Raw genomic sequence first — 19,650 nt, 5'->3', positions numbered from 1 at the left:
CGCGATGAGCATCGAGATCGCGAACGAGTCCGGGGTCGACGTCGACGAGGCGCCGATCGTCGACGTCGCCCGCTACGCCCTGGAGCAGATGGGCGTCAGCCCGCTGGCGGAGCTGTCGATCCTGCTGGTGGAGCTGGAGCCGATGTCCGAGCTCCACGAGCGCTGGCTCGACGAGCCGGGCCCCACCGACGTCATGAGCTTCCCGATGGACGAGCTGGACACGGCCAAGCGGCCGGACGCGCCGCCGTCGGGTCCGAGCCTGCTCGGCGACATCGTCCTGTGCCCGGCGTTCGCGCGGGACCAGGCGACCTCGGCCGGGCACACGCTCGACGACGAGCTGCACCTGCTGACCGTGCACGGTGTGCTGCACCTGCTGGGCTACGACCACGCCGAGCCGGACGAGGAGAAGGAGATGTTCGGCCTGCAGGGCGAGCTGCTCTCCGGCTGGCGCGCCGAGGTGGCCGAGCGGGCCCGCGCCGAGCGGGAACGACTCACCCTGGAACGGCAGCGCGCGGCGGACGCGAAGCTGCTCGGGACCGTCGGGCTCGGCGAATCCCCCGGAGACGGCGCCCAGCGGAGCTCGACCGGCGACCCTGGCGGGCCGGAACCGTCGTGACCGGCGCCCAGGTCGCCGAACTGGTCGCGGCGCTGCTGCTGGTGCCGCTGGCCGGGGTCTTCGCGGCCGCGGACGCCGCGATCTCCACGATGTCGCCGGCCCGGGTCGACCAGCTGGTGCGCGAGGAGCGGACCGGGGCGCGGGCGCTGGCGACGGTGGTGGCCGACAAGCCGCGCCACCTCAACCTGGTGCTGTTGCTGCGGGTGTCCTGCGAGGCCGTCGCGACGGTGCTCGGGGCGTACGTGGCGCTGCAGTTCGTGGTGATCGACGGCCTGGCGGTGACCATCGCGGCCGTCGTCGTGATCGTCGTGTCCTACGTCCTGATCGGGGTCGGCCCGCGCACCCTCGGGCTGCAGCACCCCTACGGCATCGGCCTGGCCATCGCCCTGCCGATCCGCGCGCTGGTGCGCCTGCTCGGCCCGCTGGCGAACCTGCTGATCCTCCTCGGCAACGCGATCACCCCGGGGCGCGGGTTCCGGGAGGGCCCGTTCAGCCACGAGGTGGAGCTGCGGGAGCTGGTCGACATGGCCGGGGCGCGCGGCCTGGTCGACGACGACGAGCGCTCGATGATCCAGTCGGTGTTCGAGCTCGACGACACGCTCGTGCGCGAGGTGATGGTCCCGCGCACCGAGATGGTGTGGATCGAGCGCGAGAAGTCGGTCCGGCAGGCGCTCGCGCTGGCGCTGCGCTCGGGCTACTCGCGCATCCCGGTGATCGGCGACAACGTGGACGACACCGTCGGCGTCGTCTACCTCAAGGACCTCGTCCGGTTCACCACCGCGCGCACCAACGACCGGTCCGGCACGCCCGCCGACCACCCGGGCGCGGTCGCCGAGATCATGCGCCCCGCGGCGTTCGTGCCGGACTCCAAGCAGGCCGACGAGCTGCTGCGCGACATGCAGCGCACCCGCAACCACATGGCGCTCGTCGTCGACGAGTACGGCGGGATCGCGGGCCTGGTGACGATCGAGGACATCCTCGAGGAGATCGTCGGGGAGATCACCGACGAGTACGACGCCGCCGAGCACCGCCCGCTCGAACGTCTCGACGACGGGTCGCTGCGCGTCTCCGCGCGCCTGCCCGTCGAGGACCTCGAGGAGGCCGTCGGCGTCGAGTTCGACGCCGAGGACGTCGACACCGTCGGCGGACTGCTCGCCCAGCGCCTGGGACGGGTGCCGCTGCCCGGCGCGGAGGCCGAGGTCGCCGGCCTGCGGCTGCGCGCCGAGGGCGGCGAGGACGCCCGGGGCCGGATGCGGATCGTGACCCTGCTGGTGTGGGACCCGAGCCCGCCGGCGGACGAGGAGCAGGCGAACGGCGGGCCGTCGGACGCCGAGGACACCCACGACGTCGGGCTGGTCGGAGCCCGGGGAGAGGAGCACCGTGGCTGACGCGCCGCGCGCAGGGGCCGGGGAACCGGGAGGGTGGTCGGTGCCCGGGCCGAGCCCACGCCACGACGTGGTCGTCGTCGGCGGCGGCATCGTCGGCGTCGCCGTCGTGACCGCCCTGCTCGACGCGGGCCACACCTCGGTCGCGCTGGTGGAGCGGGAGTCGTCGCTCGCGGCGCACCAGACCGGGCGGAACTCCAACGTCATCCACTCCGGGCTGTACTACGCGCCCGGGTCGCTCAAGGCGCGGCTGGCGGTCGCGGGCTGCGCGGAGACCAAGGCGTTCTGCGCCGAGCAGGACCTGCCCTACCTCGAGTGCGGCAAGGTCGTGGCGGCGACCGACGAGTCCGAGCTGGGCCGGATGGCCGAGCTGGTCCGTCGCGGGCGCGCCAACGGCGTGGAGGTGCAGGAGCTCGACGCGGCCGGGGTGCGCGACCGGGAGCCGGCGGTCTCGGCGGTGGCCGGCCTCTGGGTCCCCTCGACCGGGATCTGCGACTACGAGGCGATCACCCGCCGGCTCGCCGAGCTGGCCGTGGCCCGGGGCGCGGTGCTGCACACCGGGCGGGCGGTGCGCTCCGCGGTCCGGCGCCGCTCCGACGTCGTCGTGCACACCGATGCCGGCGACCTGCTGGCCGGACAGGTCGTGGTCTGCGCGGGGCTGCGCTCCGACGAGATCGCCCGCGCGTCCGGGTTCGATCCGGGCGTGCGCATCGTGCCCTTCCGCGGCGAGTACTCCGACCTGCGCGGACCGAAAGCCGACGCGGTGCGCGGACTGGTCTACCCGGTGCCCGACCCGGCGTTCCCGTTCCTCGGCGTGCACGCCACCCGGGGCGTCGACGGTTCGGTGCACGTGGGGCCGAACGCGGTCCTGGCGCTGGCCCGCGAGGGCTACGACTGGCGGACGCTGAAGGTCCGCGAGCTGGCCGGCACGCTCACCGACCCCGGGTTCCTCGCGCTCGCGGCGAAGCAGTGGCGCTACGGGCTGGGGGAGATGCACCGGTCCGTGTCGAAGGCGGCGATGGCGGAGGCGGTGTCGAAGATGCTGCCGGGGACGACGGCGGACGACCTGCAGCCCCCGCACGACGTCATGCGCCGCGCCGGGGTGCGCGCCCAGGCGGTGCGCCCGGACGGGGCACTGGTGGACGACTTCCTGTTCGTCCAGGACGGCTCGGGCGGTGACGGCGAACCGACGGTGCTGCACGTGCTCAACGCGCCCTCGCCCGCCGCGACGGCCGCGCTGCCGATCGGCCGGGAGATCGTGTCGCGGCTCGAGGGCAAGTCGACGGACGGAGCCGTCGCGTCATGACGTGGCCCGAGGGGTTCCGCTCCGGGTTCGCCTGCTTCGTCGGGCGGCCGAACGTCGGGAAGTCGACGCTGACGAACGCGATCGTCGGGCAGAAGGTCGCGATCACCTCGTCGCGCCCGCAGACGACGCGGCACGCCATCCGCGGCATCGTGCACCGGGAGGACGGGCAGCTGGTGCTCGTCGACACCCCGGGGCTGCACAAGCCGCGGACCCTGCTCGGCGAGCGGCTCAACGACGTCGTGCGCACCACGTGGGCCGAGGTCGACGTCATCGGGTTCTGCGTGCCCGCCGACCAGGCGATCGGGCCCGGCGACAAGTTCATCATCTCCGAGCTGCGCAAGGTCGCCGACCGGACACCGGTGGTCGGGGTCCTCACCAAGACCGACCTCGTCAGCCGTGACCAGATCGCGGAACGGCTGATGGCGCTCTCGCAGCTCGCGGAGTTCGCCGAGATCGTCCCGGTGTCGGCCACGAAGGGTGACCAGGTCGAGCTGCTGGCCGATCTCCTGCTCGCGCAGATGCCGCCCGGTCCGCCGCTCTACCCCGACGGCGAGCTCTCCGACGAGCCGGAGACGACGATGATCGCGGAGTTCGTCCGCGAGGCGGCCCTGGAAGGCGTCCGCGACGAACTGCCGCACTCCCTCGCCGTCGTCGTCGAGGAGATGATCGAGGGCAAGACGCTGCAGATTCGCGCCGAGATCTTCGTGGAGCGGCAGTCCCAGAAGGCGATCGTGATCGGTCGCGGGGGCTCGCGGCTCAAGGAGGTCGGGACGCAGGCGCGGGAGCAGATCGAGAAGATGCTGGGCACCAAGGTCCACCTCGAACTGTTCGTCAAGGTGGCCAAGGACTGGCAGCGCGACCCGCGGCAGTTGCGGAAGCTGGGGTTCTAGGTGCGACTCCGTCGCTCGTGCTCACGAGCGCGGAGCGCACCTACGCCGAGTAGCTGTACGAGAAGCTCCCGCCGCCGGCGATGATCGCCACCCAGAACGCGATCCAGGCGAGGCACCCGAGCCCGCCGAGCACCAGCGCGATGATCGCGAGCGGCTTGCCCTGCTCGCCGGTGCGCGCGATCTGCCGGACCGACACCCAGCCGAGCACGACGGCGAGCAGCGGGATGAAGAACGCCGAGATCAGCGCGACGATCGACAGGACGTTCCAGCGCGGCGCGGGCGCGTACCCCGGCGGGCCGTACCCGGGCTGGGCCATGGGCGTGGCGGCGTACGGAGCGTCGGGGCCGGTGGGCTGCTGCTGCGGAGTGGTCATGACCGGTTCCTCTCGGTTCGATGTGACTGAGAGTGACGCTAGCCGGGTGACGATGCCCTGACGATGAGCTGAACAGGTGACGACGCCGCCGTCGGGTCGGAGGTGGCGTGGAGTGCCAGGATGGGCGCGTGAGCTTCTACCGCGACACCGGAGTGGTGCTGCGATGCCAGAAGCTCGGCGAGGCGGACCGCATCGTCACCCTCCTGACCCACCGGCACGGCAAGGTTCGCGCCACCGCCAAGGGCATCCGGCGCACGACGTCCAAGTTCGGCGCGCGACTCGAGCCGTTCGGCCACGTGGATCTCCAACTGCACACCGGGCGCAGCCTCGACATCGTCACCCAGGTCCAGACGATCGACGCGTTCGGCGGCGACCTCGTCGTCGACTACCCGCGCTACACCGCCGGGTGCGCGTTGCTCGAGACCGCCGACCGGCTCACCCCGGAGGAGGGCGAGCCGGCGCGGGAGCTGTTCCTGCTGCTGGTGGGCGCATTGCGGGGTCTCGCGGCCGGTCGTCGGGACCCGCATCTGGTGCTCGACGCCTACCTGCTGCGCGCCATGGTCATCGCCGGGTACGCGCCGGCGATCACCGAGTGCGCCCGCTGCGGGACCGAGCCCGAGACGCCGCTGGACGCGCCCGAGGGCACCCACGGCTTCCACCACCGGTTCGCGGTGACGGCGGGCGGGGCGGTGTGCGACGGGTGCCGGCCCGGCGGCGCCGTCGTCCCGTCGTGGTGGACGTGGCGGCTGCTCGAGGCGCTGCGTGACGGCGACTGGGAGGTCGCCGAGGACAGTCCCCCCGACGCGCGGCGGGACGCCGCCGGCCTCGTCGCCGCGCACCTGCAGTGGCACCTGGAGCGGCGGCTGCGGTCGTTGCCGCTGGTCGAGCGCCGCGGGGTGCCGCGGGTGGATCTCGAGGACGGCGTCCCGGTATCGAGCGAAGGGCCCCTTCGCTCGGAAGGCGCCGACGAACCTGAACCCGACGACGCCGGAGTCGCCCCGTGAGCCCCCTCCGTCAGCGCGCCGACCGCAGCAGCAACGGCGCACCACGCTCGGGCCGCCCCCTCCGCGGCCGCGACGACCCGACGGTGATGGCCCCGACCCCGCACCCCTCCGGCGCGACCGCTCCGCCCATCCCGCCCGAGCTCGTCCCGAACCACGTCGCGCTCGTGATGGACGGCAACGGGCGGTGGGCCAACCAGCGCGGACTGCCCCGCATCGAGGGCCACCGGCAGGGCGAGGGCCAGCTGCTCGACGTGGTCCGCGGGTGCATCGACCTCGGCGTCAAGTGGATCAGCGCGTACGCGTTCTCCACCGAGAACTGGCGCCGCAGCCCCGAGGAGGTCCGCTTCCTGCTCGGCTTCAACCGCGACGTGATCCGCCGCCGCCGCGAGGAGATGCATGCGATGGGGGTGCGGGTGCGCTGGTCGGGGCAGCGCCCGCGGCTGTGGCGCAGCGTCATCAAGGAGCTCGAGATCGCCGAGGAGATGACGCGGGACAACGACGTCGTCACCCTCACCATGTGCGTCAACTACGGCGGGCGCGCGGAGATCGTGCAGGCCACCCGGGAGCTCGCCCGCCGCGCCGCCCGCGGTGAGATCGACCCCGACCGCATCGACGAGCGCGCGATCGCCCGCCACCTCGACGAGCCCGACATGCCCGACGTCGACCTGTTCGTGCGCAGCTCGGGGGAGCAGCGGACCTCGAACTTCCTGCTCTGGCAGTCCGCGTACGCCGAGATGGTCTTCCTCGACACGCTCTTCCCGGATTTCGACCGCCGTCACCTCTGGCAGGCCTGCGAGATCTACGCCTCGCGTGATCGCCGCTACGGTGGCGCCGCCGACAAGCCCGGCGACGCCGACGACGACGGCGGATCCGCCGACGCCGACCGGTCCGACCCGGACGCCGAGCACGCCGAGACCGACCCCGACCACGCCGAGGAGACCCCGTGAGCCGCGAGGCCGCGACCACCGCGACCCTGCTCATCACCGCCCGTGAGTCGCTCGAGAAGTTCGTCGACGTCCGGGTCGACGACGACGGCGCGCTGTCGTTCCGGCACGGCGACGTCCCGTGCGCGGTGCAGGGCATCGAGCTCGTCGAGGGGCTGGCGGTGCTGTCGCTGACCTGCGTCGTCGCCTGGGATCTCCCCGGCGACGACGTGCCCCGCCAGGTCGCCGAACGGGCCGGTCAGGGCCTGTTCGGGACCCTGGGCGCCGTCGCCACCGACGCCGGCTGGGACGTCACGCTGCGCTACGCGTTCCCCGCGGAGGGCCTGGCGACCGACCCGCTCGGGACGCTGCTCATGCTGGTCGTCTCCACCGCCTCCCAGGTGCGCACGGACCTCGTCGACGCCGATTAGGATCTCCCGAATCATCACGTTCGTCCTGTTCATCCCGTAAGGTCCTCTCAACGCCGTGCCGTGAGAGGAGGACGCCCGCCCCCGGGCGGGCGCACCCGCATGACCCAGCAGGAATCGCCGCCGTCCGGAGATCAGGACCGTGCCCGGGCGCCGGTCGACAAGGTGGTCTTCGGCGTCGGGGCGGTGCTCGCCGTCGTCTTCGTGCTGTGGGGGATCGTCAGCACCGGCACGCTCAAGAGCGTCACCTCCGGGGCACTGTCCGGCCTCATCCGCGGCGGCGGCTGGATGTTCATCCTCGCGGCCACCGGGTTCGTGGTGTTCGCGCTCTGGCTGGCGTTCTCGCGGTTCGGGCGGATCACGCTCGGCAGCGAGGGCGAGGAGCCGGAGTTCCGGACGGTGTCCTGGATCGCGATGATGTTCTCGGCCGGCATGGGCATCGGGCTGATGTTCTACGGCGTGGCCGAGCCGCTGTCGTTCTTCACCAGCCCACCGCCCGGGTCGGTCGCCGGCGGGGACCAGGTCGAGGCGCTGCGCACCGCGATGGCGACCTCGCTCTTCCACTGGACGCTGCACCCGTGGGCGATCTACGCGGTCGTCGGGCTCGCGATCGCCTACTCGACCTTCCGCAAGGGTCGCCGCCAGCTGATCAGCCAGGCGTTCATCCCGCTGATCGGGGAGCGGGCCGCGAACGGGGCGCTCGGCAAGGTCATCGACATCGTCGCGATCTTCGCGACGATCTTCGGCTCGGCGGCGTCGCTCGGGCTCGGGGCCCTGCAGATCGGCGGTGGGCTCGACGCGACCGGCTTCCTGCGCGGGGCGGGCAACGAGGTCCTCGTCCCGATCATCATCGTGCTCACCGCGGCGTTCGTCCTCTCCGCGGTGTCCGGGGTCGCCAAGGGCATCCAGTGGCTCTCGAACATCAACATGGTGCTCGCCGGGGTGCTGGCGCTGTTCGTGTTCGTCGTCGGCCCGACGGTGATCATCCTCGACCTGCTGCCCACCGCGATCGGCGCGTACTTCTCGGACTTCTTCGAGATGGTCGGCCGCACCGAGGCCACCGGCGGCGCGCCGATGCTCGACTGGCTGTCCTCGTGGACGGTCTTCTACTGGGCCTGGTGGATCTCGTGGACGCCGTTCGTCGGGATGTTCCTCGCCAAGATCAGCCGGGGCCGGACCATCCGGCAGTTCGTCGGCGGCGTGATCCTGGTTCCGAGCCTGGTCTCACTGGTCTGGTTCGCGATCTTCGGCGGGTCCGCCATCTCCCAGCAGCAACAGGGCCTGAACCCGGCCGGGGCAGGCACCGAGAGCCAACTGTTCGCGGTGCTGCAGGGCTACCCGGCGGCGACGTTCACCGGGATCCTGGTCATGGTGCTCGTCGCGATCTTCTTCGTGTCCGGGGCCGACGCGGCGTCGATCGTCACGGGCACCCTGTCGCAGAACGGCAGCGACGAGCCGAAGCGCTGGGTCGTGATCTTCTGGGGCGCCACCATGGGCCTCGTCGCGATGGTGATGCTGCTCGTCGGCGGGGAGGACGCGCTCTCCGGCCTGCAGAACCTGACGATCCTGGTGGCCGCGCCCTTCGTGGTGATCATGGTGCTGCTGTGCGTCGCGCTGACCCGCGACCTCAACCACGACGCGGTCGTCCTGCGCGAGCAGAAGGGCACCGAGGTCATCGAGCAGGCCATCGACTACGGCACCGACAAGCACGGCGACGACTTCTACCTGCACGTGCAGTCGTTCCCGGTCGACGCGGACGGACCCTGGCGGTCGAACGGCGAGGCGCCGGACCGGGTCACCTACGCGGACATCCGGCGCGGCGTCGATCCGTTCGCCGACGAGCCCGACGAGCTCACCGACGGGCCGGGGCGGGACGACGCGGACGGGGTCGACGACGCGCTCCAGTCCGGACCGGCCGCGGCCGCCGACCCGGCGCCGGCGGGGCGTCCGAGCGCGGAACGGGACTGATCGCCCGACGGTGCGGACGAGCGGACCCGACGACGACGGCGGGCGGCCGACCCGCGACGGCCGCCAGCGAAGATCAGGAGCACGCTGCGCACCCTCGGAGCGCCGAGAACCTGCGCCACGTGCCCCTCGCCGCCGACCCGACGACGCCCAGCCGACCCGACGCGTGACCTCAGGACCGGCAGGACTCGCAGACGCCGATGATCTCGACGGTGTGATCGATCTCGGCGAACCCGTGCTCGGCCGCGACCTTCTCCGCCCAGTGCTCGACGGCGGGCCCCTCGACCTCCACGGTGCGCCCGCAGGTCCGGCACACCAGGTGGTGATGGTGTGTGTCCGAGCACCGCCGGTAGGACGCCTCGCCCGCCGCGGTGCGCAGCACGTCGATCTCGCCGGCCTCGGCGAGCGCCTGCAGCGTCCGGTACACGGTGGTCAGGCCGATGCCCTCGCCGCGGCGGCGCAGCTCCTCGTGGATGTCCTGCGCGGAGCGGAAGTCGTCGAGCTGGTCGAGCAGATCCCCGATCGCGGCGCGCTGGCGCGTCGCGCGCTGGCCCGGCACGACGGTGGGGCGGGCGGTGGTCCCGTCCGCGGGATCGGCGCTCACGCGTCCTCCTCGGCGTGCTCGACGGCGTCCACCACGATGTGGGCGAGATGATCGTCGACGAGACGGTAGACGACCTCCCGGCCGCGCCGTTCGCCCCGGACCACCCCGGCCGCCTTGAGCACGCGCAGGTGCTGGCTGATCAGTGGCTGCGTGACGCCGAGCGCGTCGACCAGCTCGTGCACGCAGCGCGGCGAGGACCGCAGCTGCAGCACCACGGCGATCCGCACCGGGGCGGCGAGCGCGCGCAGCAGCTCCCCGGCGGCGGTCAGCGTGTCGGCCTCGGGCGGTGCCGGCGCGTCCGCGGGGGCATGGGTCGAGCCCGCCGGGAGGTCCCCGGGCGCCTCGGCTGCGAGCGCCTCGGCCGGCAGCGCTTCGGCGGGGGTCATCGCAGCGCCACCCCGATCGTCACCGCCACGAGCACCGCCAGGACGAACCCGCGCGCGAGGCGTTCCGGAGGCGACAGCCGGGCCCACGTTGTGGCGAGCAGGATCGCGACCCCGGCGGCCAGCAGGGCCAGCAGCAGCGCGCCGATCAGCCCACCGACGACGACCGCGACCGCGAACACCGCGGCGACCACCAGGAACACCAGCACCGGCGGCGTCCCGGCCAGCGGGCCGGAGCCGGGCAGCAGGGGTCGCCGCATGTCCCCGCGTCCGCGCCGGCGCGCCCCTGCGCCGCCGCCTTGCGTCGCCACCGTCGTCCACCCCCACCTCAGCTTGGTCCGAACGTCCGGCCCCAGTCTTCCACCTCCTGCCGGTACTGACACCCGGTGTCGATAAGCTCGGGCGGTGCTGCTGGTCTGCCGCTACGGGCCCGAGGAGATCGTCGAACCCGAGGGGGACTTCCTCGCCCGCGCCCGGCACGCGGTCGGCCTGCTCGCCCGGCAACCCGGATGCGAGCGGGTGGAGTTCGGCCGGGCCGTCGAGGCGCCGGGGGAGTGGGTGCTCGTCGCGGTCTTCGCCTCGCTGACCGACTACCGGCGGGCGCTCTCGCCGTTCGACGTCCGCGAGCACGTCGTGCCGTTCCTCGCCGCGGCCCGCACCGACGAGCCGGCCACGTTCGAGCGCCGGCTCTCCGCGAGCGGCCCCGCCGGCGACGACGGCCCGGCCCCGGCCGAGGACGGCGTCGTCGACCACCCGAGCATCCTCGACTGATCCCGGGCCGATCGTCCGTCGTCGCACGACCCGCCTGAGTTCCCGGGCATGAGCTACACCGCAGGCCTCTCCCGCCCAGCTGTCCACCCTCCGTAACGTGATCGGAACGCGCGGTGGCAGAGAGGTGCCGACATGGTGGCGGGATGGCCGGGGATGGTCGTGGTCACGGTCTTCGTGATCACGACGGTGCTGTGCGCCGTCTCGTTGTCGGTCCGGTCCACCTCGCACGGTCCGCGGCTCGCGGCGGCCGAGGCGAACCACGTCGTCATGAGCGTCGCGATGATCCTCATGGCGGAGCCGGCGACGATGTCCGTCGTCCCGCCGGCCGTCGGGGCCTGGATCTTCGGGGCCGCCGGAGCGGGCTGGCTGGCGCTGCTCGTGACGCTGCGGTGGCGTGAGGAACCGCTCGGGCCGGCCGTCGGCCTCGACCGGTGTGCCGCCCACCCGACGCACCTGCTGCTGGTCAACGCCGCGATGGCCGCCATGTACGTGGCGATGATGCCCGCGGGCGGCGACAGCTCGATGGGGGACATGCCCGGGATGGACATGTCCCGGTCCGGGCCCTCCCCGGCGCTCGTGGCCGTGCTGGCGGTGCTCGCGCTCTACCTGCTCGCGCATGCGGTCGCGACGGTCGTCGTGATCGCCCGTCGTCGAGGCGGGGTCGCGACGGCGGGTGACACCGCCTGTCCGACGACGGGTGACCCCGCCTGTCCGACGACGGGCGCGCGGGCGACGACGGGCGCCCCGGAGACGGCGGCGCCGACCCCGACAACCGGCTCCCTCGCCACGCTGGCCCGGCCGGTGCATGCCCTCGCGCACGGCGTCCCGCAGCTGATCGGGCAGGCCGGGATGAGCGTGGCGATGGCCGCGATGCTCCTGCTGATGGTCTGAGCGACACCCGCTACCACCTCACCTCCGACCTCGACCCGAGAGGCCGCCCGTGACCCTGGACGACCGCCCCGGCACCACGCAGGCCGCCGCCCCGTCTCCACCGCAGTCCGGCACCTGGGATCTGCTGCGGCCGCTGATCCTGCGCATCCACTTCTGGGCGGGGCTGCTCGTCGGCCCGTTCCTGCTGGTGGCCGCCCTGACCGGGTTCGCCTACACGCTGACGCCGACGCTGCAGCCGCTGGTCTACGACCACGAGCTCACCGTGCCCGCGTCCGCGGCCCAGGTACCGCTGGCCGATCAGATCCGGATCGGGGAGGGCGCCGCCGCGGGCGCGCCGTTGAAGGCGGTCCGACCGGGCGCGACCCCCACCGACTCCACCCAGGTGATCTTCGACCCGCCGTCGTACCCGGACTCGAACTACCGCACCGCGTTCGTCGACCCCCACACCGGCGAGCTGCGCGGGGTGCTCGACACCTACGGCGGCCAACAGGCGATGCCGCTGCAGGCCTGGATCGACCAGCTCCACCGCAACCTCCACCTCGGGGATCCCGGCCGGCTCTACACCGAACTGGCGGCGAGCTGGTTGTGGGTGATGGTGCTCGGCGGGCTCGCGATGTGGATCGGGCTGGCGTGGCGCCGGCGGCGGGCGCGCGCGGTGCTCGTCCCGCGCGTGCGGGGCGGGCGACGGGCGCGACTGCTGTCGTGGCACGCCGTCGTCGGGCTGTGGGCGGCGGTCGGGCTGCTCGTGCTCTCGGCGACCGGCCTGACGTGGTCGACCTACGCCGGCGACAACGTCACGGCGCTGCGCTCGGCGCTGTCGTGGAGCACCCCGGCGCCGAGCACGAAGCTGCCACCCGCCGCCGTCGCGCCCGGCACCCCGGCCTGGACCCCGGAGGGGTTCGGGACCGCGGCCGCCGTCGCCGACCGGACCGGGCTCGTCGGACCCGTCGAGATCACCCCCGGCAAGAAGCCGGGGCAGGCGTACTCGGTGTCGCAGGTCCGCAAGGCCTACCCGCAGCGTCTCGACGCGATCGCCGTCGACGCCGCGACCGGGCAGGTCACCGACACCGTCCGGTTCGCCGACTGGCCGCTCCCGGCGAAGCTGGCCCGCTGGGGCATCGACATCCACATGGGGACCCTCTTCGGCCTGGCCAACCAGATCCTGCTCGCCGCGCTCGCGGCCGGGCTCGCCTGCATCGTCGTCTGGGGCCATGTCCTGTGGTGGCGCCGCGGTCCGGGGCAGCGCGCCGGGGCGGCGCCGCGCGGCGGGGCGCTGCGCGCGCTGCCGCGTCGGTGGCTCATCGGTGTCGCGGCGGTGACGGTGGCCGTCGGGATCGCGCTGCCGGTGCTCGGCGCGAGCCTGGTGGTTTTCCTGCTCGCCGAGACCCTGCTCGACACCCGGATCCGGGGAGCAGCGGCCGGTGGGTAAACCCCGCTGCGTCCGTCGCTACGCTGGGTAGGCCAAGCACCAGCGAGTCCGGCGGGCCGGCGCGGCCCGCCGTCGGGAGACAGAAGTGCCCAGTCCCACCGGAAGCGCCCGTATCGAGACCGTGGTGAACCTGTGCAAGCGCCGCGGGTTCGTCTTCCCCTCGGGGGAGATCTACGGCGGTACCCGGTCGGCCTGGGACTACGGTCCGCTGGGCGTCGAGCTCAAGGACAACATCAAGCGGCAGTGGTGGCGGTTCATGGTCACCGGTCGCGACGACGTCGTCGGGCTCGACTCGAGCGTGATCCTGCCGCGGCAGGTGTGGGTTGCGTCCGGGCACGTGGACGTGTTCACCGACCCGCTCGTCGAGTGCACCAACTGCCACCGCCGCTTCCGCGCGGACCAGCTGGCCGAGGAGTACTCCGAGCGCACCGGCGGCCCGTCGCTGGAGACCACCGACGAGTCGGGTGCCGTGGGGTACGATCTCTCCACGGTGCCGTGCCCGAACTGCGGCAATCGTGGCGAGTACACCCCGCCGCGCGAGTTCAACATGATGCTCAAGACCTACCTCGGCCCGGTCGAGTCCGAGGAGGGACTGCACTACCTGCGCCCCGAGACCGCGCAGGGCATCTTCGTGAACTTCGCCAACGTCATGTCGACGTCGCGGAAGAAGCCGCCGTTCGGCATCGGCCAGATCGGCAAGAGCTTCCGCAACGAGATCACGCCCGGCAACTTCATCTTCCGGACGCGTGAGTTCGAGCAGATGGAGATGGAGTACTTCGTCGAGCCCGGCTCCGACGAGCAGTGGCACCAGTACTGGATCGACGAGCGGACCCGCTGGTACACCGAGCTCGGGATCGCGCGGGACAACCTGCGTCACTACGAGCACCCGAAGGAGAAGCTCTCCCACTACTCCAAGCGCACGGTGGACGTGGAGTACAAGTTCCAGTTCAACGCCGGCCAGGAGTGGGGCGAGCTCGAGGGCATCGCGAACCGCACCGACTTCGACCTCACGACGCACTCGAACCACTCGGGTGTCGACCTGTCCTACTACGACCAGGCGACCGACTCCCGCTACAAGCCCTACGTCATCGAGCCCGCGGCCGGTGTCGGGCGGCCGATGATGGCGTTCCTGCTCGAGGCCTATACCGAGGACGAGGCGCCGAACGCCAAGGGCGGGGTCGACAAGCGCACCGTGCTCAAGCTCGACCCGCGGCTCTCGCCGGTGAAGGCGGCTGTGCTCCCGCTGTCGAGGAACTCGGACCTGTCGCCGGTCGCGCGGGACGTCGCCGCGACGCTGCGGCAGCACTGGAACGTCGACTTCGACGACGCCGGGGCCATCGGTCGCCGGTACCGGCGCCAGGACGAGATCGGTACGCCGTTCTGCGTGACGGTCGACTTCGACTCGCTCAACGACCAGGCCGCGACGGTGCGCCACCGCGACGAGATGACGCAGGAGCGGGTCGCGCTCGACCAGCTCGAGAGCTACCTGGCGGCTCGGCTCATCGGCTGCTAGGTGGCCTTCGGCCTTGTGAGCACTAACTGACGCCATAGCGTCAATTAGTGCTCACAAGCGCGGCAGCGCACCTACTCGTACATGAGTACTCACTCTTGAACTAGGGCGAGTACTCGTGCTTGAGTACCTCATGAGCAGCGTGCGGCTGTACATCCTCGGAGCTCTCGCGGAGCTCGGCCCCATGCACGGCCACCAGATCCGACGGGAGGCGCAGACCAACCGCACCGAGCTCTGGACCGACATCAAGGTCGGCTCGCTCTACGCGGCCCTCGGGCGGATGGCCGACGAGGGGATCATCGAAGCGGTCCGCACCGAGCGGGCCGGCAACATGCCGGCCCGCACGGTCTACGCGATCACCGACACCGGCCGGCAGGAGCTCGCCGTCCTGCGCGGCGACGCCCTGCGCGAGGTCCACCTGCGCCCCGACCCCGTCGACCTCGCGCTGCAGTACAGCGCCGCGCTGGGTGTCGACGCGCTCGTCGGCGCATTCACCCACCGTCGCGCGGCCCTGCAGTCCCAGCTCGACGCCTGGCGGCTCCTGCACGCCGAGGCGGCCCCGCACCTGAGCGGCACCGAGCCGCTGAGCTTCCAGCACACCCTGATGCGCCTCGAGTCGGAGATCGCCTGGCACGACCACGTCATCGCCGAGCTGCCGGGAGCGCTCACCGGAGACCAGGAGACACCGTCATGACCGACTCACCCCTGCGCGTCCTGATCATCGGCGCCGGCATCGGGGGCCTCGCCCTCGGCCAGGCCCTCGTCGCGTCCGGCGGCGTCGACGTCCGCATCCACGAGCGCAACCCGGACGCCGCGGCCTGGCTCGACGGCTACCGCCTCAACATCAACCCCGACGGCGCCCGTGCCCTGCACCGATGTCTCCCGATAGGGCTGTGGGAGGCGTTCACCGCCACCTCCCCGACGCCGCCGGGCGGCATCTCGTTCCGCACCGAGCACCTGCGCGAGCTCTTCACGATCACGCGCGACGACATGACCGGCGGCTCCACCGACCCGGCCGACGGGCAGTACGGGGTCAGCCGCCGGGTGCTGCGTACGCTGCTGCTCGCCGGCCTGGACGACCACATCCGCTACGGCGCCGAGTTCGAGCGCTACTCGGTGGAGCCCGACGGGACGGTCACCGCCCACTTCACCGACGGCAGCACGGCCACCGGCGACGTCCTGGTCGGCGCGGACGGCGCGAACTCGGCGGTCCGGCGCCAGTACCTGCCCCACGCCGAGCGGGTCCCCTCCGACGCCGGGGGGTTCGCGGCCCGGCTCCCGCTCGACGACGAGACCCGCGCCTGGCTGCCCGCGGCCCTCACCGAGGGGATGACGCTGGTGATGCCGCCGTCGGGCCGCGCCTCGATGTTCACCTCGGCCTTCCCCGGCCGCGACGCGCTCACCGCGGCGATCTCCGACGGCGTCGGGCTCGCCGGCCTCGGTCTCGACGCGGACACGCTGCTCGACGACACCGACGACTACGTGCTGTGGAGCGTGATCGCCGACCATCGCGCGCTGCCCGACGACGGCCAGGACGGCCCGACGCTGCAGGCCCGCGCCCTCGACATGGTCCGCGGCTGGAGCCCGGCCCTGCGCCGGATGATCACCGAGACCGATCCCGCGTCCATCGCCGTCATGCGGTTCCGGCAGTCCACGCTCGTCGAGCCCTGGCCGAGCGCCACCGTGACTGTGCTCGGCGACGCGATCCACAACATGCCGCCCGTCGGCGGGCTCGGCGCCAACAGCGCCCTGCGCGACGCGGCCGAGCTCGCCGACCGGCTCCTCGCCGCCCGGGACGGCGCCCCGCTCGTCCCGGCGATCGCCGCCTACGAGGAGCGCATGCGCGGCTGGGGCTACGGCGCGGTCCGCGAGTCGACCAGGAACGCCCGGCAGGCCACGACGGCGAACCCGGTAGCCCGCCGGATCAGCCGCGGCTACTTCCGGACCCGCAGCGCCCTGCGCCGGCGACACAGCAGGCCGCAGGCCGTCACCACAGCTCCCCGCCGGTGAGCACGTAGACGAACGGCACGACCGGGATCAGCGACAGGATCGCCCAGATGGCCTTCTGGCCGCCGGAGAGCTCGGGCCGGACGATCAGGTTGAGCCATACCAGGATCACCGCGATCGGGTGCAGGAAGCAGACCAGGAGCTCCAGGAGCTTCTTCACGGGACCTGCCCCTCGCTGGACGGTGTCGAGCCACCGACGATAGTCCTCGACGGGTCCGACGCCGAGGGGTGAACATCGGGGTCGTACCCGGCCCGCAGGGTCGCCACGGTCGCCCGCGGGGTGAGGACGATGACGACGTCGGGGAGCTCCGAGCGCGGCCGTGACGCGTCGTACCCGGCCATCGACCAGCGGTGCACGTGTGCACCCAGGACCAGCCAGAACCCGTCGTCGTACGCGATCATCACGCCGTCCGGGAGCTCCGCCAGGTCCGCGGAGAACGTGCGATGAACACCGTCGACGTCGATCCGGTCCGCGTGCAGCCGGCGGTCGATCTCGCGGGCGCCGCGTGGGTCGTCGGGATGCGCCAGCGCCCAGGCGCGCGTGAAGCGCTGGTAGTCGTGGTAGCGGCACTCACCGCACGGCCGGTGCCCGGCCGCGAACGCCGTCGGCTCGTCGAGGAAGTAGAGCTCGGTGAGCCGGTTCGGCGTCCACTGCGTGCGGTGCCTGCCGTGGAACTCGAGGACGCAGACGATCCAGTTCCGGCCCAGGTGGTGGCGCGCCACCTCGCCGCGCGCGTTCAGCAGCCGGCCGCGGTTGCCCCAGTAACGGCCGCGGTCGGCGACGGCGTGGGTGGAGCCGTCGGGGGCGACCCGGTTGGGACGGCCGCTGGCATTCGGCGTCATGCCCCGGCCCGGGGGCGCAGGCCGTCGGAGACCAGCTCGATGTAGCGGGACCGCTGCGCGACGTCGTCCTTCTCCGGAGCGCGCGCGAGCAGCAGCAACAGGTCGGTGAGGGTGACGTCGTCGCGCATCTCGCCGGCCGCCTGGCTGATCCCCACGAGGGTCTGCAGGGAGCGCAGCGCCTCCGCGGCCGGCGCCGGGGTGCCCGACGACTCGTCGCCGAGACCGAGCAGCTCGGCGGTGCGCTCGACGGCGGCGCGGGCGCTGTAGCCCTCGGAGATCGCGGCGAAGACCCCCTCGAGCTCCTCCCACGCACTCCCGCCCGCGTGGGCGCGCTCCAGCGCGAGCCCGGCGAGATGCGCGAGCTGCGCGACGGACTCCTCCACGACGGCGTCGACGAGGGCGGTCTTGGTCGGGAAGTGGCGGTAGAGGGTCCCGACCGCCACGCCGGCCTGCGCGGCGAGGTCGTCCATGCGGACCTCGACGCCGTCGCGCGCCACCAGGTCCCGGGCCGCGTCGACGATCCGGGAGCGGTTGCGCTGGGCGTCGGCTCGCACCGATACAAGATGAACCTGAGTTCACCGCGGCGCAATCACGGGACCACCGCGTAAGGTGAACCCGTGCTCAGCTTGTCGAGGAAGATGTCCACGTGACCCGCGCCGTCGTGCTCGGAGGCGGCGGCGTCACCGGTATCGCCTGGGAGGCCGGTGTCGCGCGCGGACTCTGGGCCCACGGGATCGACCTGACGGCCGCCGACACGTTCGTCGGCACCTCGGCGGGCTCGGTGGTGGCCACGCAGCTGGCCGCCGGCGTCGCGCCGGAGGAGCTGTTCCGGGCCCAGTTCCGGCCGGCGTCCTACGAGTCGTCCCCGATGGTGGACGTGGACGGCCTGCTCGAGGCGCTCGCCCGGGCCTCGCGCGGCGCCACCGACGCGCGGGACGCCCGGGCCCGCGTCGGGAGCGTCGCCCGGTCCGCGTCGGTCGGCGACCCCGAGGCCCGGCGGTCCGTGATCGCCACGCGGCTCGCCGGGCTGTCGTGGCCGACCGGTCTGCGGGTCACCGCGGTCGACGCCGACTCCGGCGAGGTCGTCGTGTTCGACCACACCTCGGGCATCGACCTGGTCGACGCGGTCGCGGCGAGCTGCGCCGTCCCGGGCGTCTACCCGACGGTGACCATCGGTGGTCGGCACTACATGGACGGCGGCGCGGCGAGCGTGGCGCACGCGGATCTCGCCGGGGACCACGCCGCCGTCGTCGTGGTGGCCCCGATCTCGCCCGAGGCCACCGCGGCCACCACCGCGCTCGACGACGAGGTGGCGGCGCTGACGGCCGCCGGCGGCCACGTCGTCGTGGTCGGCCCCGACCTCGCGTACCAGCACGACGCGGGCGCCGAGCCGCTGAACCCCGGGCGGCGCGGCGACGCCGCCCGCGCCGGGGAGGCCTTCGCCGCCCGCGCGGCCCGGCGGGTCCGGGACGTGTGGGCCGATCAGACGACGAGCTACGCGGCCCGGTGAGCCCGGCGGGAGCCGCTCCCGTCACCCGTCGAGGTACCCCCGGGACGCTGCTCGGGGACGTCCGCGACGGGTGCGTCGTCCCGGTCCTTGGAGAGCGCGCCGAGCACCTCGCGCAGCCGTGACCCGTCACGCAGCGGGGCGCACCACTCGTCGATGACGGCCTGCAGCACGACGGCGTCGTCGGTGGTCGCGATCTCGGCGAGGCGCAGCCCACCCGGCAGCTCCGGCGACGGCGCCGACCCGGCCGGCATCCACCACGTCTGGGTCCACCGGCCGACCGGGGTGACCAGGGCGACGGGGACGAAACGGATGCACTCGTCGGTGACCTCGAGCTCGATCACCACGTCCACGCCCGGGAGCCACGGCGAGCGCAGCTCACCGTTCACGACGCTGATGTCGGGCGTCGGCCCGTCCTGCTCGCCCAGGGCGCCCAGCGACTCCGGCGCCACCGTCGCGGTGATGGTCACGCCGGTGGCCGTGACCGTCGACCCGACGGCCAGCGTGTCGCACTCGACGAGCAGCTCCCGCGCGGTGAGCTCCGGGGTGATGACGTCGCTGAGCACCACCTGCACGTCCTGGGCCCGGCCCAGCGACCAGCGTGGGCCCTGTGGACGGCCGTGCAGCGACACGACCGTGAACGCGGCGTCCCGTACCGAGAAACGCCGTCCCGTGAGCCCTCGTCCGACCCGCCGCAGGAGCGCGAACCACATGCGCGCCGGCGTCCGGGTCGACTCGTCTCGACCGTCCATGGCCCCGAGTGTGAGGGGCCGACGGGCGTCGGCGGGTGGGCAATCGGGCGAGCACGACGTCCG

The 19,650-nt window shown here is 73.0% G+C and carries 23 protein-coding genes; 15 read left to right on the top strand and 8 right to left on the bottom strand.

The window, feature by feature from the left end; translation table 11 throughout:
• Positions 1-4: 4 nt before the first annotated feature.
• Genes ybeY through era form a run of 4 tightly spaced genes read left to right on the top strand, consistent with a single transcriptional unit; the run spans position 5 to position 4,197 of the window.
• The gene (gene ybeY / locus LQ327_RS23560; protein ID WP_230738202.1) at positions 5-616 is read left to right on the top strand and encodes an rRNA maturation RNase YbeY; all 612 of its coding nucleotides are present in this window, start codon (positions 5-7) and stop codon (positions 614-616) included.
• Complete coding sequence (locus LQ327_RS23555; RefSeq protein ID WP_230738201.1) at positions 613-2,004, top strand: hemolysin family protein; 1,392 nt, start codon at positions 613-615, stop codon at positions 2,002-2,004. Before ybeY ends, LQ327_RS23555 begins: the two co-directional genes overlap by 4 nt.
• A complete protein-coding gene (gene lhgD, locus LQ327_RS23550) occupies positions 1,997-3,307 on the top strand; it encodes an L-2-hydroxyglutarate dehydrogenase (RefSeq protein WP_230738200.1) in 1,311 nt (436 codons plus the stop codon). The genes LQ327_RS23555 and lhgD overlap by 8 nt, the downstream gene beginning before the upstream one ends.
• Positions 3,304-4,197, top strand: coding sequence for a GTPase Era (era, locus tag LQ327_RS23545; RefSeq protein WP_230738199.1), 894 nt, complete (start codon positions 3,304-3,306; stop codon positions 4,195-4,197). Before lhgD ends, era begins: the two co-directional genes overlap by 4 nt.
• Positions 4,198-4,237: 40 nt before the next feature.
• Here the strand turns inward: era and LQ327_RS23540 are convergent, their stop codons facing one another.
• Positions 4,238-4,570: a DUF4190 domain-containing protein gene (locus LQ327_RS23540; protein WP_230738198.1), complete on the bottom strand. Its 333-nt coding sequence runs from the start codon at positions 4,568-4,570 to the stop codon at positions 4,238-4,240.
• Between the two features lie 128 nt (positions 4,571-4,698).
• On the opposite strand from LQ327_RS23540, the gene recO reads away from it, so the two are divergent.
• From recO to LQ327_RS23520, 4 genes are all read left to right on the top strand, one after another.
• A complete protein-coding gene (recO, locus tag LQ327_RS23535) occupies positions 4,699-5,574 on the top strand; it encodes a DNA repair protein RecO (RefSeq protein WP_230738197.1) in 876 nt (291 codons plus the stop codon).
• Positions 5,575-5,660: 86 nt separating this feature from the next.
• Entirely contained in the window at positions 5,661-6,521 is an 861-nt protein-coding gene (locus LQ327_RS23530) for an isoprenyl transferase (RefSeq protein ID WP_230738250.1), read from the top strand.
• Complete coding sequence (locus LQ327_RS23525) at positions 6,518-6,928, top strand: hypothetical protein (protein ID WP_230738196.1); 411 nt, start codon at positions 6,518-6,520, stop codon at positions 6,926-6,928. Before LQ327_RS23530 ends, LQ327_RS23525 begins: the two co-directional genes overlap by 4 nt.
• Before the next feature lie 99 nt (positions 6,929-7,027).
• Positions 7,028-8,893 (top strand): BCCT family transporter, encoded by a 1,866-nt coding sequence (locus tag LQ327_RS23520; RefSeq protein ID WP_230738195.1) that lies wholly within the window; start codon positions 7,028-7,030, stop codon positions 8,891-8,893.
• 169 nt (positions 8,894-9,062) lie between these two features.
• On the opposite strand, the gene LQ327_RS23515 is transcribed toward LQ327_RS23520, so the two are convergent.
• The 3 genes from LQ327_RS23515 to LQ327_RS23505 are packed head-to-tail and all read right to left on the bottom strand — an operon-like array spanning position 9,063 to position 10,137.
• Positions 9,063-9,494, bottom strand: a complete 432-nt coding sequence (locus tag LQ327_RS23515) for a Fur family transcriptional regulator (protein WP_308286361.1) — start codon at positions 9,492-9,494, stop codon at positions 9,063-9,065.
• Positions 9,491-9,880, bottom strand: coding sequence for an ArsR/SmtB family transcription factor (locus LQ327_RS23510; RefSeq protein ID WP_230738194.1), 390 nt, complete (start codon positions 9,878-9,880; stop codon positions 9,491-9,493). The genes LQ327_RS23515 and LQ327_RS23510 overlap by 4 nt, the downstream gene beginning before the upstream one ends.
• Complete coding sequence (locus LQ327_RS23505) at positions 9,877-10,137, bottom strand: hypothetical protein (RefSeq protein WP_230738193.1); 261 nt, start codon at positions 10,135-10,137, stop codon at positions 9,877-9,879. The genes LQ327_RS23510 and LQ327_RS23505 overlap by 4 nt, the downstream gene beginning before the upstream one ends.
• Before the next feature lie 145 nt (positions 10,138-10,282).
• On the opposite strand from LQ327_RS23505, the gene LQ327_RS23500 reads away from it, so the two are divergent.
• From LQ327_RS23500 to LQ327_RS23475, 6 genes are all read left to right on the top strand, one after another.
• A complete protein-coding gene (locus LQ327_RS23500; protein ID WP_230738192.1) occupies positions 10,283-10,648 on the top strand; it encodes an antibiotic biosynthesis monooxygenase family protein in 366 nt (121 codons plus the stop codon).
• A gap of 132 nt (positions 10,649-10,780) precedes the next feature.
• Entirely contained in the window at positions 10,781-11,539 is a 759-nt protein-coding gene (locus tag LQ327_RS23495) for a DUF5134 domain-containing protein (RefSeq protein WP_230738191.1), read from the top strand.
• A gap of 49 nt (positions 11,540-11,588) precedes the next feature.
• On the top strand, positions 11,589-12,968 hold the full coding sequence (locus tag LQ327_RS23490) for a PepSY-associated TM helix domain-containing protein (protein WP_230738190.1): 1,380 nt from the start codon (positions 11,589-11,591) through the stop codon (positions 12,966-12,968).
• A gap of 85 nt (positions 12,969-13,053) precedes the next feature.
• Complete coding sequence (locus LQ327_RS23485; RefSeq protein ID WP_230738189.1) at positions 13,054-14,481, top strand: glycine--tRNA ligase; 1,428 nt, start codon at positions 13,054-13,056, stop codon at positions 14,479-14,481.
• 130 nt (positions 14,482-14,611) lie between these two features.
• On the top strand, positions 14,612-15,172 hold the full coding sequence (locus tag LQ327_RS23480) for a PadR family transcriptional regulator (protein WP_230738188.1): 561 nt from the start codon (positions 14,612-14,614) through the stop codon (positions 15,170-15,172).
• Positions 15,169-16,488 carry an FAD-dependent oxidoreductase gene (locus tag LQ327_RS23475; protein ID WP_230738187.1) on the top strand — a complete coding sequence of 440 codons (1,320 nt, stop codon included), beginning with the start codon at positions 15,169-15,171 and terminating at the stop codon, positions 16,486-16,488. Before LQ327_RS23480 ends, LQ327_RS23475 begins: the two co-directional genes overlap by 4 nt.
• Here LQ327_RS23475 and LQ327_RS23470 read toward each other — a convergent pair.
• From LQ327_RS23470 to LQ327_RS23460, 3 genes are read right to left on the bottom strand one after another with little or no spacing between them, the layout of a single operon-like run.
• On the bottom strand, positions 16,466-16,645 hold the full coding sequence (locus tag LQ327_RS23470) for a hypothetical protein (protein ID WP_230738186.1): 180 nt from the start codon (positions 16,643-16,645) through the stop codon (positions 16,466-16,468). The two genes, LQ327_RS23475 and LQ327_RS23470, sit on opposite strands and share 23 nt — an antisense overlap.
• Positions 16,642-17,328, bottom strand: a complete 687-nt coding sequence (locus LQ327_RS23465; protein WP_230738185.1) for a hypothetical protein — start codon at positions 17,326-17,328, stop codon at positions 16,642-16,644. The genes LQ327_RS23470 and LQ327_RS23465 overlap by 4 nt, the downstream gene beginning before the upstream one ends.
• Positions 17,325-17,882, bottom strand: a complete 558-nt coding sequence (locus tag LQ327_RS23460) for a TetR/AcrR family transcriptional regulator (protein ID WP_230738184.1) — start codon at positions 17,880-17,882, stop codon at positions 17,325-17,327. Before LQ327_RS23460 ends, LQ327_RS23465 begins: the two co-directional genes overlap by 4 nt.
• 92 nt (positions 17,883-17,974) lie before the next feature.
• On the opposite strand from LQ327_RS23460, the gene LQ327_RS23455 reads away from it, so the two are divergent.
• Complete coding sequence (locus LQ327_RS23455; protein WP_230738183.1) at positions 17,975-18,838, top strand: patatin-like phospholipase family protein; 864 nt, start codon at positions 17,975-17,977, stop codon at positions 18,836-18,838.
• Here LQ327_RS23455 and LQ327_RS23450 read toward each other — a convergent pair.
• Entirely contained in the window at positions 18,823-19,587 is a 765-nt protein-coding gene (locus LQ327_RS23450; protein ID WP_230738182.1) for a hypothetical protein, read from the bottom strand. The two genes, LQ327_RS23455 and LQ327_RS23450, sit on opposite strands and share 16 nt — an antisense overlap.
• Positions 19,588-19,650 lie beyond the last annotated feature (63 nt).

This window comes from Actinomycetospora endophytica, assembly GCF_021026375.1.
Lineage (GTDB): Bacteria > Actinomycetota > Actinomycetes > Mycobacteriales > Pseudonocardiaceae > Actinomycetospora > Actinomycetospora endophytica.
This window is presented reverse-complemented; position numbering and strand designations above follow the sequence as displayed.